13 protein-coding genes are annotated in these 14,776 nt (G+C 54.7%); 2 read left to right on the plus strand and 11 right to left on the minus strand.

The window, feature by feature from the left end; genetic code table 11:
* Positions 1 to 49: 49 nt before the first annotated feature.
* The gene (locus MBOO_RS06945; RefSeq protein ID WP_012106880.1) at positions 50 to 1,075 is read right to left on the minus strand and encodes an mRNA surveillance protein pelota; all 1,026 of its coding nucleotides are present in this window, start codon (positions 1,073 to 1,075) and stop codon (positions 50 to 52) included.
* Positions 1,072 to 2,967 carry a ribosome rescue protein RqcH gene (rqcH, locus tag MBOO_RS06950; RefSeq protein WP_012106881.1) on the minus strand — a complete coding sequence of 632 codons (1,896 nt, stop codon included), beginning with the start codon at positions 2,965 to 2,967 and terminating at the stop codon, positions 1,072 to 1,074. Before rqcH ends, MBOO_RS06945 begins: the two co-directional genes overlap by 4 nt.
* A gap of 62 nt (positions 2,968 to 3,029) precedes the next feature.
* Here rqcH and MBOO_RS06955 point away from each other — a divergent pair, with 62 nt between their 5' ends.
* Both MBOO_RS06955 and MBOO_RS06960 read left to right on the plus strand, forming a co-directional pair.
* Positions 3,030 to 3,383: an EMC6-like membrane protein gene (locus MBOO_RS06955; RefSeq protein ID WP_012106882.1), complete on the plus strand. Its 354-nt coding sequence runs from the start codon at positions 3,030 to 3,032 to the stop codon at positions 3,381 to 3,383.
* Between the two features lie 24 nt (positions 3,384 to 3,407).
* The gene (locus MBOO_RS06960) at positions 3,408 to 5,180 is read left to right on the plus strand and encodes a ribosome biogenesis/translation initiation ATPase RLI (RefSeq protein WP_012106883.1); all 1,773 of its coding nucleotides are present in this window, start codon (positions 3,408 to 3,410) and stop codon (positions 5,178 to 5,180) included.
* Positions 5,181 to 5,210: 30 nt separating this feature from the next.
* Here MBOO_RS06960 and MBOO_RS06965 read toward each other — a convergent pair whose 3' ends face one another.
* The 9 genes from MBOO_RS06965 to flaJ all read right to left on the minus strand — a co-directional run bounded on the left by MBOO_RS06965 (position 5,211) and on the right by flaJ (position 14,776).
* Positions 5,211 to 6,431 carry a ligand-binding sensor domain-containing protein gene (locus tag MBOO_RS06965; protein ID WP_012106884.1) on the minus strand — a complete coding sequence of 407 codons (1,221 nt, stop codon included), beginning with the start codon at positions 6,429 to 6,431 and terminating at the stop codon, positions 5,211 to 5,213.
* Complete coding sequence (locus MBOO_RS06970) at positions 6,409 to 6,903, minus strand: chemotaxis protein CheD (protein ID WP_048068355.1); 495 nt, start codon at positions 6,901 to 6,903, stop codon at positions 6,409 to 6,411. Before MBOO_RS06970 ends, MBOO_RS06965 begins: the two co-directional genes overlap by 23 nt.
* A gap of 17 nt (positions 6,904 to 6,920) precedes the next feature.
* Positions 6,921 to 7,532 (minus strand): chemotaxis protein CheC, encoded by a 612-nt coding sequence (locus MBOO_RS06975; protein WP_012106886.1) that lies wholly within the window; start codon positions 7,530 to 7,532, stop codon positions 6,921 to 6,923.
* A 7-nt stretch (positions 7,533 to 7,539) separates the two neighbouring features.
* On the minus strand, positions 7,540 to 9,513 hold the full coding sequence (locus MBOO_RS06980; protein ID WP_012106887.1) for a chemotaxis protein CheA: 1,974 nt from the start codon (positions 9,511 to 9,513) through the stop codon (positions 7,540 to 7,542).
* Entirely contained in the window at positions 9,506 to 10,558 is a 1,053-nt protein-coding gene (cheB, locus tag MBOO_RS06985) for a chemotaxis-specific protein-glutamate methyltransferase CheB (protein WP_012106888.1), read from the minus strand. The genes MBOO_RS06980 and cheB overlap by 8 nt, the downstream gene beginning before the upstream one ends.
* A gap of 5 nt (positions 10,559 to 10,563) precedes the next feature.
* On the minus strand, positions 10,564 to 10,926 hold the full coding sequence (locus tag MBOO_RS06990; RefSeq protein ID WP_012106889.1) for a response regulator: 363 nt from the start codon (positions 10,924 to 10,926) through the stop codon (positions 10,564 to 10,566).
* A 66-nt stretch (positions 10,927 to 10,992) separates the two neighbouring features.
* Complete coding sequence (locus tag MBOO_RS06995) at positions 10,993 to 11,802, minus strand: CheF family chemotaxis protein (RefSeq protein ID WP_012106890.1); 810 nt, start codon at positions 11,800 to 11,802, stop codon at positions 10,993 to 10,995.
* 68 nt (positions 11,803 to 11,870) lie between these two features.
* Positions 11,871 to 12,596, minus strand: a complete 726-nt coding sequence (locus tag MBOO_RS13905; protein ID WP_012106891.1) for a hypothetical protein — start codon at positions 12,594 to 12,596, stop codon at positions 11,871 to 11,873.
* Between the two features lie 539 nt (positions 12,597 to 13,135).
* Positions 13,136 to 14,776 (minus strand): archaellar assembly protein FlaJ, encoded by a 1,641-nt coding sequence (gene flaJ / locus MBOO_RS07005; protein WP_012106892.1) that lies wholly within the window; start codon positions 14,774 to 14,776, stop codon positions 13,136 to 13,138.

The following is a 14,776-nucleotide window of genomic DNA, read 5'->3' on the forward strand; positions in this document are numbered from 1 at the left end:
TAAATGAGACAATCTTTTTTTTATTGTAGGATATTTCTCATTGCACCCTTCATCCCATTTTATATCTCAGCAGCGCCGCAATTCCGCCGAGTGCAGCAAGCCGCTCGCCGGGCTCAAACTCAGTGGAGAGCACGATAATCTTTGCCTGCATTCGCTCGGCACTCTCGATCAGGGGCACAATCGCCCTGTCCCGCAGGAGGGAATCAGCAAGCAGCACCTCATCTACCGCTCCATACTCTATCGCGGTGGCAACATCCTTGTACCCGTAGGCTATTGCTCCGTCACGGGAAATCCGCAGGAGCACTTCGTCCATTAACCGGACCTCCCGGGAGAGCTGGAGATCGCCGATCAGTTTTTCAAGTGTTCCCGCCCCGATCACGTCCTGCACCGCACCGCGCCCGATCCGGCGGGTTTCAGCCACGATTGCCCGGCCGGCCGGGGCACAATTCTTGTTCTTTGCATACCGGACAAAATCCTCTTTTACAAACCCCGGCCCGGCAATGACCATCGGCCCGGATACCTCGGCGATGCTCTTTATAACCGTATCAAAAAAGCCGGTCCGGGTCTCGGTCTCGCCACCCTTGCCGCTCCCTGCAGTGATTGTGATCACACTCTCGGGGCCGTACTGCCGGAGACGGAAGAGCTCCGCCTCTCCTTCCTCTAAGGTAAGGATGTGGATCACCCCATAGACCGAGGCCTTGACCGCACGATCAAGGCGTTCGAGGTCTACCGGCCGCCAGCGACGGATCACCGAGATCTCGTAACCGGTCTCCACATTGATCGTGTGGTAAGCACCGGTATCCATTCCGTGCTCGATAATCCCCGAGATCCGCAGGCGCACACCGTGATGAGAGAATTCCACCTTCTCCACCCGAACCCCGAGCCGGACCGGGCGTTTTTCCACTTTCTCCGGCCGGATCTTGTCGGTGGCCCCTTCCACGCTCCGGAACGTAGTGGCAAAGACCAGATCCCCGGGGGAGACCAGATGCTGGAGATGCCAAAGGTCGTCGATGCTCTCTGGGAAGAGCCGGATCTCGCCATAATTATCCTTAATCTCACCGTACTCCGCTTTCATGGCGTCCCTGCTATATCGGATCCACCCGGCGGGACAAATGCGGCAACAGATTCGGTATTGAGGATCCCTTTGAGCAGTTTCTCCTCTTCAGGTGTTATCTTCTCGCGCAGCTGGCGAAGCACCTTCTTTGCCACATCGTTTGGCTCGAACCGGCCGGGCTTTAACTCGGCAAAGGTCTTTGTCCGCGAGCGGATCACGGCCGGTGGCCCCCCGATCACGGCCGCATATGGCTCCAGCACAAGGCCTATCCCGACAGACAGAGGGACATCGCGGTAATAGGTGCGCTCCCCCCGGACGATAAACGATCCCCGGGCAACAAATTCGCCGGCCTGCGGGGTCTTGCTGACCTGAGTTGGCTGTGCGCTGAATACATCTGCCGTAAAATGCCCACTCCTCCAGGCACCCGAGTACGATGCGGCAAACTGCGCCACCTCATCCATTTTTTCCGTTTTACCTTTGACGATCACCACACTTGCCCCATGTACGTCCGCATGGACAAAGAGATCGCCGCCGGTCATGTACTTCTTGACCAGTTCCTCGTTCTGCCCGGCGTCCCGGCCGCCCAGCACTACCACGCCGTCACTGGTGATAAACCACCGGAACCGGTGGTACCAGAGTTTTTTCATCGGGACGATATCGTGGCGGATCACCTTCTTCCGGGGTTTTACCGTTTTCATCGCAAGGAGGGCGCCTTCTTTTTTCTTTTTGAACTTCTTGATCTGGTCGTAGTAGTGCCCGGCGTTCTGCTCAACAGTCTCGTGGACAAAGATCTTTACCTTTTTGCCGATATCAACCTCGACTGCGGCCTCACCGGGGAAAAAGGCGGTGATCCGTTTTGCATCGGTCGATGAGGTATCTTTAAGATGATGTTCAATTTCCTGCCAGGAAAGGCGTTTACTTGCGGCGGCAAGGGAGGTGATTACCTGAGAGATAAACGGATAGTTCTCGTAGATCGCTGCCACAACCTCCTCGGCCTTTGCGACCTTCTCGTCGAACTTTTTGATCGCGGCCTCCTGGTACTTCCGGATCCGCTCCCCTTCTGATAGTTTGGGCCTCGCTGCCACCTTTACCTTCTCGGCTTTAGTCATCGGGTAAAAGACTTCGAGCGCGTCAGAGAACCCGGCAAACTGGTTCTCATCCTGCGGGGCATTTTCAGCAAGCACCACCGGCTCGCAGCTTGATTTGGAGATCACCGGGTGCACATGGTGCTCCACCCGGTCAAAGAGTGAGGTCACCGCATCAAAGAGCAGGGCTGGATCTGCCTGTGCGGCAGGCATGGCCTTATCCGCGCCGGCAGTCCTGCAGACCCATTCGGCATACGTACCGCCCAGCATGCAGGCAATCGCAAGCGCCCGTACCAGGTCGCGCTCATCTCCGGCGAGAACTGCCGCAAGGTTCTCCCGGGAGCCGGTCGGGTCAGTGCCACTCGTTGCGTAAACCGCATCGGGAACAATATCCCGGTCCTTGAACCGGTGGTGGCGAAGCGGTTTGATGATCCGGTATGCTTCATCGGCAAGGATCACATTTCCCTCGTCAAAGAGCTCAATGATGAGCCGGTAGGTAAGCGCACCCTTCCCGATATCGAAAATGAGAATCCGTTCCAGACCGTGCTGGCGGATCGCAAGCACCTTACCTCCCGTCAGGTACTTGCGCAGGAACATGGCAAACTGCGGGGGATTCTTGGGCGGCTCGGGAGCATTTTTTACCAGGTGTGCCCGACGCCCGGCCTCGATGAGCAGCAGGTACTTCGCATGCGCCTCCCCGTTTAAGCGGATACCAAGCGTGCGGGAATCAAACTGATACACCTTGTCGATCCAGAGCGGCTGCTTTCCGGCAAGCTCGTACGTGACCGCCCGTACATCGATCCCGCTCATCCCCTGTGCTGTCGCCATGGATTATACCAAGGTACATATGGCTTGCGCACTAAAAAATAAGACTACTGGGTGAATTATTCATGACCGACGAGGTACACGAAGAGGAACAGGTTGCTCTTCCAAAGAAGAAGAAGACCAAACTGGAGAAACAGGCAGAACATATCGTACGGATCAAAAAGACGCTTGTAGCCTGCATTGCCGGTATTTTCGTCGGGATTCTCTCATGGTATCTCCAGGTGACCGTGAAAAATGATATTGGCCTCCTGGCCTTCATGCTGATGGTTGCGGCCATCGTCCTCCAGCGGCACATCTTTATCCTGCTAAAAATTGATTCCACGAAAATGGGGGCAAAGGACTGGTTCTACCAGGCATTCATGACCTTTGCGTTCTGGTTTCTGTCCTGGACCATCCTGCTGACCACCGTATCCCACTGATTTTTTTTAAAAACGAAGATTATCATGAGAATTGCCATTGTCCACAAGGATCGCTGCCACGCCAAAAAGTGTGGAACCGAGTGCATCATCTATTGTCCCCGGGTCAGGACCGGTGACGAAACTGTTAGTATCGGTGAGGATGGCAAGGCACTCATCTCCGAAGAACTCTGTGTTGGCTGCGGTATCTGCATTAAGAAGTGCCCGTTTGATGCCATCGATATCGTGAGCCTTCCCGAGGAACTCGAACATCCCACTCACCGGTACGGCAAAAACGGGTTTGCATTGTACGGCCTGCCCATACCGGTCCAGGGAAAAGTGACAGGCATCCTTGGCGCAAACGGTATCGGGAAGAGTACGGCAGTGAAGATCCTCTCAGGACAGCTCCGCCCCAATCTTGGCAGTTTTGATTCCGAGGTGGCATGGGAGGAGATCCTCAAGCGCTACACCGGAACAGAACTTTTCGATTACCTCCAGACGGTCTCCAAAAAGACTAAGAAGATTGCAGTCAAGCCCCAGTACATCGACTTTATTCCGAAAGTGTTTACCGGCACGATCCGCGATCTCCTTAAAACCACTGATGAGCGGGGGAAACTTCCCGAACTCGTCTCCGCACTCAGGCTGGATGCCATTCTCGAACACGAGATCAACACCTTAAGCGGCGGAGAACTCCAGCGGGTGGCTATTGCCGCATGCCTTGCACGAAATGCCGACCTCTACTTCCTCGATGAGATCACCCCGTTTTTGGATATCTACCAGCGTATTTCAGCGGCAAAACTGATCCGCGAGCTTGCGGCTGAAAAGCCGGTTGTGATTGTGGAGCACGACCTCGCTATTCTTGACATGCTTGCTGATACCGTGCACGTTGGCTATGGCAAACCGGCAGTCTTTGGTGTCATCACCCGGCCCAAGGGCGTCCGCGTCGGGATCAACCAGTACCTCGAAGGCTACCTTGCCGAAGAGAATGTGCGGTTCCGGGATTCACAGGTGGTATTTGAAAAACGGGCACATGAGAAGGGATCCAAGCGCGAGGATCTTGTCGAGGTCCCGGCACTCTCAAAAAAATATGATACTTTTCACCTTACGGTCTCGGGCGGGACCATCCGAGCTGGCGAAGTTCTTGGTGTCATTGGGGCAAATGGTATGGGAAAGAGTACCTTTGCAAAACTCCTTGCCAGCGTGGAAAAGCCGGACACCGGCAGCATGGACTCAAAGATCCGGATCTCCTACAAGCCACAGTACATCAAGGCAGATACCACAGTCTCGGTGGAGATGTACCTGCGTTCATGCACTACCAAATTTGATAGCTCGTATTACCAGCATGAGATCCTTGAACCCCTCTCGCTCCAGTCCATCCTCCAATCCCCCGTTGATACCCTGAGCGGGGGAGAACTCCAGCGAGTGGCTATTGCTGCCTGCCTTTCGCGCGATGCCGACCTCTATATTCTTGACGAACCAAGTGCTCACCTTGACGTGGAACAGCGTGTGAAGGTAACAAGGCTCATCAAACGCCATGCAGAGGGAAAAGCGGTGGCGATCCTTGTCATTGACCACGATATCTACCTCATCGATATGATCAGCGAGCGCATCCTTGTCTTTGAGGGCGAACCCGGCATTGCCGGTACCGCGGCAGGTCCCTTCGAGATGCGGGACGGCATGAACCGGTTTTTAAAAGCGCTGGATGTAACCTTCCGGCGCGATCAGACCGGCCGGCCCCGGATTAACAAGCCCGACTCCTTCCTGGACAGGGACCAGAAGAGCCGGGGAGAATACTACTATTATGCGGCAGAAGACGAATAGGTCCGCAGAAGCACTAGCACCAGGTATTCTTTAGCGGGAATGAGGTAAAAAGCCGAAGATCCCGCCAAGAAAAGTCCTGATATTGTCGATAAACGAGGGACTGGGCGCAGGGGTCGCCGTTACCACCGGTCCCGTGGTCGGGATGCTGGTGGGCAGGACCGGTGTTGGCGTCGGGGTCATGGTTTCAACCGATATCGGGGGAGCGGTTGAGATATCCCCGGTATAATATCCTACAACATCCATGGTGGAGAACCAGAGCCGGCCCCGGGCATCGACAAAAACCATCTTGACGTTGTGCGCGGCACTACTAAATCCTTCAAACGTTCCCAGATGTCGGGTGACTGCCCCGTTCTGCCATACATAGATGCCGTTTTCCGTTGCCACATAAACCGCCCCTCCCGGGCCGGCTGCCACATCGTCAATGATATACGGCCCCCCGTAGAAATCACCAGATGAGAGAACCGGGGTAAATCCCCCGGCCTGACTGTAGTGAGCCACATCTGTTTCATTAAAGAAGTACGCCCCGCCCAGCGGATCTTTCCTGACGTGGCCAAGCAGGCCATAGGGATCGTCCCGGTTCTGGATCCGGGTAAATACGATTGTGTTGTTGGCTTCGCTCACGGCCCAGAGACCTTCTTTGAGGGTTCCCACAAGAAGGGTGTCTGCGGCCGAGTCAAGGGTCATACTGTCAGCCTCGTAAAACCCTGGGCCCCCGGGAGAGTACGGGGCATACCAGGTCCATGTTTCGTTATAGTACCGGCTCAGGCCAGAGTTCCCGGTAGCGATCCACATCCCATCATTCCAGCGCTGCAGAGCCCGTATTTGGAGGCTCTTTAAGAGCTGCTGGTCAGTGATCAATTGGTAAGTACGGCCATCGTAGATCTGGATCCCACCAGCGTAGCCTATCCAGAGATGGCCGGAACTGTCATAAGCGAGTGCAGTAACAAAATTATCTAAAAGACCTTCAGAAAGATTGCTCCGATCGATATGCCGGGTGCTCCACGTACCATCGTAGCTCGAAAGGCCCAGAGGGGTTCCCAGCAGGACTTCTCCCTGCAGGCCGTTGATAATAGCATTTACCTGTGTGGACGGGACAGAATCAGAGGCAGGGCGAAACAGGGTGATATTTGCAGAATATTCCTGCCCGGCAGCACCGGTACCCACCGCCCCGGCTCCTGAAACAACCGGAACCAGACCGCAAAGGATGAGGAGGATAAGAAGGAAATATTCAGATCTCATGGGCGGCGCCATCAGCGCTCCTGACCGTCACTTTCCCGCCCTCGTCCGGGTAAAATGCCACGGTCCGGCCTGCCTTCCCGCCCACTTCCTCAGCATGAAGGCGGAGATTGTGCTCGGCAAGGACAGCTCGCACACGCTCTGCATTTCTTTCGCCAATATTGAGGTTATTGCCAAAATATTCAAACATGCAGGCCCCACCCGCCATCTTGACCACAAGAGATGACCGACGGGATCCTTTTTCCACCAGTTTGCTGATGAGAAGGGGTATGGCGGTATCCGCGTATTTCCCCGGCCGGTCAGTACGCCCCGAACTGTCCGGTAACATAATATGGACCATAGCCCCGATGCGAAGATCGCGGTCATACAGGGTCAGGCCAATGCAGGAGCCAAGACCGATCGTCATCATCGGCCCTGAACCTACGTGGTACTCGCCTATACCAATCATTACGGGCGTTTTTATCTGGGGGGCGGCTGGGTCAGTCATTCCTTGTCAGATACGGTTCAGCTGGGATTCATCAGGTTTTCCAGGCGGTCGACAAATGTCTGGAGCATGCTTGATTCCGGCATCATGATGATGTCGCTGTCAATCCGGTGCTCCGCGCACATGAGCTCGGTGGAGAAGAGCATGACTTCATCGATCTCTTCCTGCATCTGGGCAATAAGCGACTCCATGGCGGCATGCGCCATATCAATGGTTAGTGACGGAGGGGAGGGGAGCATGACCAGGCCCAGAAGTTCAGCGGTCGCGTCAAGAAAGGCAGATGCCATGATGTTTCCGACTTCAAGCAGCGCACTTTCGTCCATCTCGTTGAGGGATCGATCCGGATCGGTCAGGCCGAGCATAGTATTGGTCAGGCGGACTGCAGAAGCTCTCGAGATATAGAAGATGATATACCCGCCATGCGGGATCTCACCCTGCAGTTCAAAAACCACGAGCGCAGCCGGTTCCTCCCCGATATGTTCTGCCAGCTGTGCAACGTCCACGACCTTGATCTTGGGGACGCTCATCTCCACCGTACTCGAAAGCATCTGGGAAAGGGTGGTAGCGGCGTGCGCAGCCCCGATGTTTCCCAGTTCCTGCATTGCATCTATCTGAACTGACGATAACTTCATGGTTGGTTCATTCCTGCATCGTATTTACATCAAGCACCGGCACCACATCCCCATCCCCCAGAATGGTGACCCCGCTGATACCTTTGGTGGTCCCGATAAAACTGCTCAACGGCTTTACCACAACTTCCTGTTTCCCTTCAACAGCGTCAACCGGGATACAGCATTTCCGTTTCTGGTACTGGACGACAATGAGGATCTCGCACCGGTCCGAGCTCCCGACCATCTCATCAAGCCTGAGGATCTGGAGCACTTCATCCCTGATAAGCGTCACATCGCCTTTACCGATATGGTGCATGGTATCTTTCCTGAAATTGGCTACCTCCACAATGCTGCTGATGGGGATTGCAAGGCGCCGGCCATTGAGCCGCACTATCATGACATCAACAATCGCCATGGTGGGTGGGAGGAGGAGCTCAAACGTGCTTCCCTGGCCGGGCGTTGTCTCAACCTTGATGGTGCCCTTAAGAGACTCAATTGAACGTTTCACCACATCCAGCCCCACCCCCCTTCCCGAGATATCCGTGATGGTATCCGCAGTGGAGAATCCTGGCTGGAAGAGCAGGTCGATCGCCTCGTCCGTGGAAAGGGTTGCCGCTGTCTCGGCGGTGATAAGTCCCTTTTCTATGGCTTTCTTTTTTACCTTCTCGACATTGATACCGGCACCATCGTCGGTTAGTTTGATAATGACATTGTCACGGTCGCGGTAGGCGCTCAGCTTTACCAGACCTTTTGCGGGCTTGCCAGCCTCCACCCGTACCGCCGGGTCCTCTATCCCATGGTTTACGGCATTTCGTATCAGGTGCAGGAGCGGATCGTTAAGCCCGTCCATCACACTCCGGTCGAGTTCCGTCTCCCCACCTTCCATGATAAATTCGACCTCCTTATGGTCATACTGCGCCACATCGCGCACGACCCGGGGGAGGCGGTTGAAGATATGCGAGAGAGGGATCATCCGGATCATCATCATGAGGCTCTGGAGCTCGGAGACCGATCGCTCGACCATGCTAATCGCCTCGTCCATCTCTTTTATTTTCTTCTCCTCAGCGATCTGCTTGAGCCGGCCCCGGTTGATCACGAGATCCTCGACCAGGTTCATGATGTGATCGAGCTGGGCAATATCCACCCGCAGGTTCTTAATCTCCCGGTTCTTATCCGGTGCCGCTGCCGCCGGCTTTCGTTCGGGTTCTGTCGGCTGTCTCCCAGCAGGTATCCCTGCTGCGCTGTCCCGGTCCTTTGGAGCTCCGGCCGCCTCCTTGATCTCCACGGTCGCGATCTCGCTCCCCTGTGCTGCAGTCCTGAGTGCCTCTTCCCCGGCATCGCTTGCAATGGTGAGGTGAATGGTTCCTTCACATTTCCCCTCGTCAATTGCCTCTTTCGAGGGCTCAATCGACCGGATAGTCCCGAGCGCTTCCAGGTTCTGGATCGCAATCATTGCCCGGACATCCTTCATCATGCATTCCGGGGCCACGGTGATTGTCATCGCATATTCGGGCCGATCCTCCGGTGCAGCAACTTCCCCGTCAGGAAGCGTCTCACGGCTCTCTTCGGCAGGCTCTTTGCAGCCCAGCTCCTCACCCTTCCCGGCAGATTCAATGTCCTGCTGCCCCAGCCATGCATGCAGCGCCTGGACCTGATGGTCGGGGTTTTTGGAGGAGGAGTCCCCACCAGCTTCGACATCGTCGAGCATCTCTTCAAGCAGATCAGTGCAGGAAAGGAGTATATTTTCAAGATCGGCAGACATCTCGGAACTGCCGCCCCGGATCAGCTGCAATGCATCTTCCATAGTGTGGCAGAGGCGCTCCATGTCTGCAAATCCCATGGACGCTGACGCTCCCTTAAGCGTATGGATCGAACGGAAGCTCTCATCAATAGCATTCTGGTCGGAGCCTTTTTCAAGGATAAGGAGATTGTTGACCAGATTTTCAAGGTTTTCTCTGGATTCCGCCACAAAGAGCGATCGGTACTGCTCGAATTCAGACATGGCTGCCCTCCGCGGCCATCTTCCCGACAATACGTTCGATGGCCTCCGGGATCTTTGATAAGGGAAGGACCTGGTCTACCGCGTTATGCTGGATCGCCGATCTCGCCATTCCGTACACAAGACAATCCTTCTGGTCGCACAGGATAATTGTCCCTCCGGCTTCCTTGATGGCTGCCGCCCCGGCACCGGCATCATTTCCCATCCCGCTTAAGATGACAGCCACGGCATTCTTCCCAAAGACCTGTGCCGCGGACTCAAACGTCTTATCCACGGCAGGCCGCACCCCATGGATCGGGGGAGCGCTGGAATGGATAACCCGGCCTGTCCGTTTCCCGTCTGCGGTCAGCGCAGCTCCTATCATGGTGTGGACACCGGCTTTTGAGAGAAAGACCGAACCTTCCCGGAGCATATCCCCGTTCTCTGTCTCCTTGACCGGCATGTGGGCCAGGCGGTTGAAGCGGGCGGCAAGAGGGGCAGTAAAACCCACCGGCATATGCTGGGTGAGTACCACACAAGCAGGGAAGTCGGCGGGCAGTTTAGCCAGAATAGCGTCAAGCATGGGAGGACCGCCGGCCGAAGAGCCAATCAGGACCACGCGCTCAGCACTCCCCTCCCGGTGCGAAACGGTCAATGCCTCTTTTTTTGAGGCGGGGGGCGATGAGGTAAGGTGGTGGATTGTGGCTACCAGCTCATCTGCTATCAACCGGAGCTGGGGGACATCCTTTGGCTTGAGCATGAAATCGTCAGCCCCCAGTCGTATCGCCTCGGCGGTCATCTCGGCACCTTCCGAAGTAAGCGATGAGAGCATGAGCGTCCGGGGGTGCCATGCCGCTTTCTTGAGCTCGCGCAGCACCTCAAGACCATTCATGCGGGGCATCTCGATATCCAGAGTTATCAGATCGGGCCGGAGGGACTTTATCTTCTCCAGTGCCTCAAGGCCATTGGAGGCGGTCCCCACGATCTCGATCGAAGGATCCTTCTGCAGCATGTCCCGGATGACCGTCCGCATAAAAACGGAGTCATCAACAATGAGAACCTTTACCATAGCCGTCAGGATGCAAGCACGTTTTTGACTTCTTCAAGGACTTTTGGGGCCTGGAACGGTTTGACAATGTATCCCTTGGCACCGCTTTTTATGGCAAGCTTGACCATCTGTTCCTGGCCGACTGCGGTGCACATGATAACGCGGGCGGCAGGATCCAGCTGCTTAATCGATTTTAACGCTTCGATCCCGTTCACCTTGGGCATCACCACATCCATTGTAACAAGATCGGGCTTGAGTTCCTTGTATTTTGCAACCGCCTCTTCCCCGTTTGCAGCTTCACCTGCTATGGTATGACCGCCCGAGAAGAGGATGTTTTTAAGGAGGGTTCGCATGAAAAGCGTATCGTCCACGATCAGAATGGTTCCCATGGAGTATCAGACAGAGTGTTTGCGTATCATGCTATAAATGGGTAATGGAGAAAAATCAGGCGTAATTTAATTTGTCTGGGTCTTTGTGGCATCAGAGATGTAACGGACCCCTTTGGTGGTGAGCTGGACCTCACGCCGTATAATGGTCACTTCGGCAATGCCGAGCTTGATTATCCGGTCGTAGATCTCATCGAGTTGCTTATGGGGGATATTGAGCATGTTCTCAATTGCATGGGAGTCCATCCCGGAATATACGAGCATGGCTACCTGCTGGTCAATCGCATCAAGCTCCGTGCCCGCCATATCGATTCCCTTAGTGGCATCCTTGAGGAAGTTTGCAAGTACCTGCAGGGTGGAAAGAGGACAAAGGACAAGGCTTGAGACAACCTCACCGGATTCCACATGATCGATCCGGACCACATCTGTCTGCTTGCCCTGGACATCCCTTTTGGTCAGCTCGATCGCAGCTACATCGGGAAGCGGGACGCAGATCTGTTTTGCAGCGCTTGCAAACCAGATCCCGCTCTTGACCACAACGATGCTGCCTTTCTCCCACTGGGCATTCTTGGCAAGCACGCCTCCCCGTATTGCCGGTGACATGAAATACGCCATGAGCCGATACGCATTACAGCTGGCAAGGATCAGGCGCTTGAGGACAATGAGAACCTTTTCCACGCTTGCGATCCGTATGATCGCATCAGGGTTTCCCTTGACCGTCAGTACAAGAACACTCTTTTTTTCTTCCAGATCAAAGATCGATTTAAAAAGGATCTCCTTATCTACCGGTGCGGGAAGCGTGATCCGGTCTTCGCCAACGGCAGCTTTGACAACGACCCATTTTCCGTCATGTTCAACTTTCAGGGGGACTTCAGTCATGGCACACACAGGGATTTCTTACTTGGGAAACGGAGGACAGAGCGGTACGAGTATGCAAAAGAAGCAGGTCATTTAATTCCCATTGCGGGGGAATCCCGTTTTTTTGCACCATTGCTTGCTGCGGTGTTCATCTGCTCTGCAATATCAGAGAGCTCCTTTTCTATGTCTGTTGCCGGAGCCTTAAAGTCTTTTAATTCACGAAGGAGGCTGACATCTTTTTCTTTCTTTACCGTCTTGATATCCGATGCAAGCGAACTGAGCATATCCTCATCGCTGTTAGGGGCTGTGCCCGCGGCAAAGGAGGAGATATCTCCCTGATCCTCCCCGCTGTCTGCCCCGGCCGCAGTGATGGGGGTAGCAGGGACGAGACTGCCCGATCCCGGGGCCGGGCCGGTGGCTTTGATCGGCGCCGGCCCAGGAGCAGTCTCCATCATCGCGCTGTCATCGCCAAGGTCGATCTCGTCAAGGTTGATGCTGTCGAGATCACCCAGGTTTTCGCTTACGGCTTCATCCGCACCTTCAAGACCGGGCAGTTCCTCCGCACCATCCTCTGCCGCATGGGCCGCAAGTATGGCACTGGCGTCATCAGTAGTCTCATCCGGAAGGGGTGGCATATCAAGATCCGGCATGGAGAGGGCAGCATCGGCAGATTCCTGAGGGGGTGCATCCCCTCCACCATGTGAGGATGCCGGGGCAGGAAGATCAGCATCTTCCAGCCCATCAAGCAGGCCGGTCTCCAGTTCCTCGCTTGACAGGGAGAGGAACGGATCGGTTTCTTCACCCCCCTCAGGCATTTCCCTCCCTGCCCCCCCCCGGCCACAGGTGCGGTCGGGATCGCAGCGGCATTCTCAAGGGCCGAGCTCCGGGACACCTTCTCGGTGATGGTGCGGTCCAGCAGTTTGTCGATATCCTCGACCTTCTTTTTTGGCTTGCGGCTTTCGGAGAGGATCTTCCCCAGCGATCCTATTGATGAGGCAAGAAGGGAAAGATGGCCCTTAATCCCACCGGGAGATTCGGTTGGTTTTTTTGTAGCAGGCTTCTCCGGTTTTTTCTCAGCAACGGCCTTTGCCAGAGCAGACTTTTTCTCAGATGCCGGGGCAGGCAAAGCCGCTTTTTTTCCCTTGCCAGTACGGAAGTTTGTCGATTTGAGTGCCGACACGGCAGTCCTGATCTCGGCTACCGTGATGGTTCCAAGCGCAAAGAGAAGGAGAATGCCAACGGCAACGACAAGGAGAATCATGTAGATAAGTGGTATATCCACAAGGATCATGACGGATCCAAGGCCTACAATGGCGATAAAAAGAACCAGCCTGCGGATACTGTCTTTCACACCTTACACCCCTGCTCCGGACACGCTGCCACCTATGTTCGTCAGCGCCTGGGCGCTGAAGAAGAGACCCACCACTGAAGGGGCCAGAAGGAGAACAAGCCCGGTCAATGTGCAGAATATTGCTGCGTAGAAATAATACATGTATCGATCGCCACCCCCCACAATCCGTGCTGCGACAATATTTGATACGGTAATGATGACCAGGGTAATAACCACATACGTCTGCATCGCTGCTGCCGGAAAATTTGAGAAAAGGTTCATCCCGCCGCCAAATACGGCACCGGCAGAGACACCACCCATATCCTGTCCGCCGGATGCTGTAGACATATTCTGGAACTGGCCCATCATAGTTGTAACTGAGCTGGTGAGCACCAGGAGGATCTGGTAGAGTGCGACAAAGAGACCCGTCATGGCCACATGCATAGGAACTAATAACACGATGAAGCCTCGAGCGAGCATGTCTTTTTTCTCCCGAAGGAGGGTCTGCTCGAGCATCGAGGAGCCTACCACCGTCCCTATGGGTTCCGGCGGTCCCCCGAGCGCAACGGTATCCCGGTAGATGTTGAGGTACTTGTAGATGAGGTTGCTGCCAGCCTCGCCGATGAACTTGTCCCATACCTGTTTTTCGTCAAGTCCCAGATTGAGTTTCGAATAAACGGAATTGATAAGTGGTTCGAGGGCAGTAAGCGATTTGCGATCGATGCTTCCCATGGCATAGACCGCGGTTGTGCCCTGGCCACCCATCACGGCGCCAAAGCTTCTTATGAAAACGGAAAAGTCGTTATCCCGCAGCGTGATGTTGTGATCATCGATAAAACCGATAATGCCCAGGGGTGCCATCAGGATACCCACCAAAAGGAAGATCAGGCCCGCAGACACACCAAGCACAGCAAGGATAACGATAATAGCAATCGTTGCCGGGACGATGATCCGCTCCATGGCATGAATCGTGGTCTGTTCCTTCGAGGCTCGCTCCGAAAGGCCATGACTTTTAGGATCATCGGGCACGGAGGTATACATCAGGACAATCCCAAAGACCGAGATCGCGAGAATGACCGCATAGGACATGTCAAATGTGGACTGGATATCGCTGGGTGTATAAATCACGACTGAGATCATTATAATGACTGCAATGACAGTACCGGAAAGGAGCATTGCGACATAGGCGTCTCCCCATTTTTGCAGCATGGACATGCCCTGTTCCAGCTGACTGCGATATACACTTCTGACCGTCGAAAGTTCGTTGGTCAGGAAATCTTCATCGGGAACACCTGAATCAATGGAGTTGGAAAACCGGTTGAGCATGCTCCGGAGAATCTCGTTCTGGGTTCGTTCGGCAACAATCGAGAGACTCTCAGCATAGCTGTAATTCCATTTTTTTACAAAGGTATCCACTTTGGCGATATACTTTGATGAAATATATTCATGCCGGTTTGATGCAAAAGAGAAAATTTCAGGACGAGTAGCATTGGCAATCGCGAGCGATGCCATATACGTGGTCATGAAGAGGAGGTCGGCCCCCATCTTCTTGCCCTCCTGAACCGCAGCCATTTTTTGCCGGATGTCGTTAACCATCCCCGCAAATGGGATCTTTTTTTCAGCCGTGGCCTTAGTGGGAGTTTGGGCAGGGGACTCGTCAGGCAT

It is taken from the genome of Methanoregula boonei 6A8, from assembly GCF_000017625.1.
In the GTDB taxonomy this organism is placed as follows: domain Archaea; phylum Halobacteriota; class Methanomicrobia; order Methanomicrobiales; family Methanospirillaceae; genus Methanoregula; species Methanoregula boonei.

Coding starts and splice junctions, on each gene's coding strand:
- MBOO_RS06945 (WP_012106880.1), bottom strand. CDS start 1,075: ATGAAAGCGGAGTACGGTGAGATTAAGGATAATTATGGCGAGATCCGG.
- rqcH (WP_012106881.1), bottom strand. CDS start 2,967: ATGGCGACAGCACAGGGGATGAGCGGGATCGATGTACGGGCGGTCACG.
- MBOO_RS06955 (WP_012106882.1), top strand. CDS start 3,030: ATGACCGACGAGGTACACGAAGAGGAACAGGTTGCTCTTCCAAAGAAG.
- MBOO_RS06960 (WP_012106883.1), top strand. CDS start 3,408: ATGAGAATTGCCATTGTCCACAAGGATCGCTGCCACGCCAAAAAGTGT.
- MBOO_RS06965 (WP_012106884.1), bottom strand. CDS start 6,431: ATGGCGCCGCCCATGAGATCTGAATATTTCCTTCTTATCCTCCTCATC.
- MBOO_RS06970 (WP_048068355.1), bottom strand. CDS start 6,903: ATGACTGACCCAGCCGCCCCCCAGATAAAAACGCCCGTAATGATTGGT.
- MBOO_RS06975 (WP_012106886.1), bottom strand. CDS start 7,532: ATGAAGTTATCGTCAGTTCAGATAGATGCAATGCAGGAACTGGGAAAC.
- MBOO_RS06980 (WP_012106887.1), bottom strand. CDS start 9,513: ATGTCTGAATTCGAGCAGTACCGATCGCTCTTTGTGGCGGAATCCAGA.
- cheB (WP_012106888.1), bottom strand. CDS start 10,558: ATGGTAAAGGTTCTCATTGTTGATGACTCCGTTTTTATGCGGACGGTC.
- MBOO_RS06990 (WP_012106889.1), bottom strand. CDS start 10,926: ATGGGAACCATTCTGATCGTGGACGATACGCTTTTCATGCGAACCCTC.
- MBOO_RS06995 (WP_012106890.1), bottom strand. CDS start 11,802: ATGACTGAAGTCCCCCTGAAAGTTGAACATGACGGAAAATGGGTCGTT.
- MBOO_RS13905 (WP_012106891.1), bottom strand. CDS start 12,596: ATGCCTGAGGGGGGTGAAGAAACCGATCCGTTCCTCTCCCTGTCAAGC.
- flaJ (WP_012106892.1), bottom strand. CDS start 14,776: ATGCCTGACGAGTCCCCTGCCCAAACTCCCACTAAGGCCACGGCTGAA.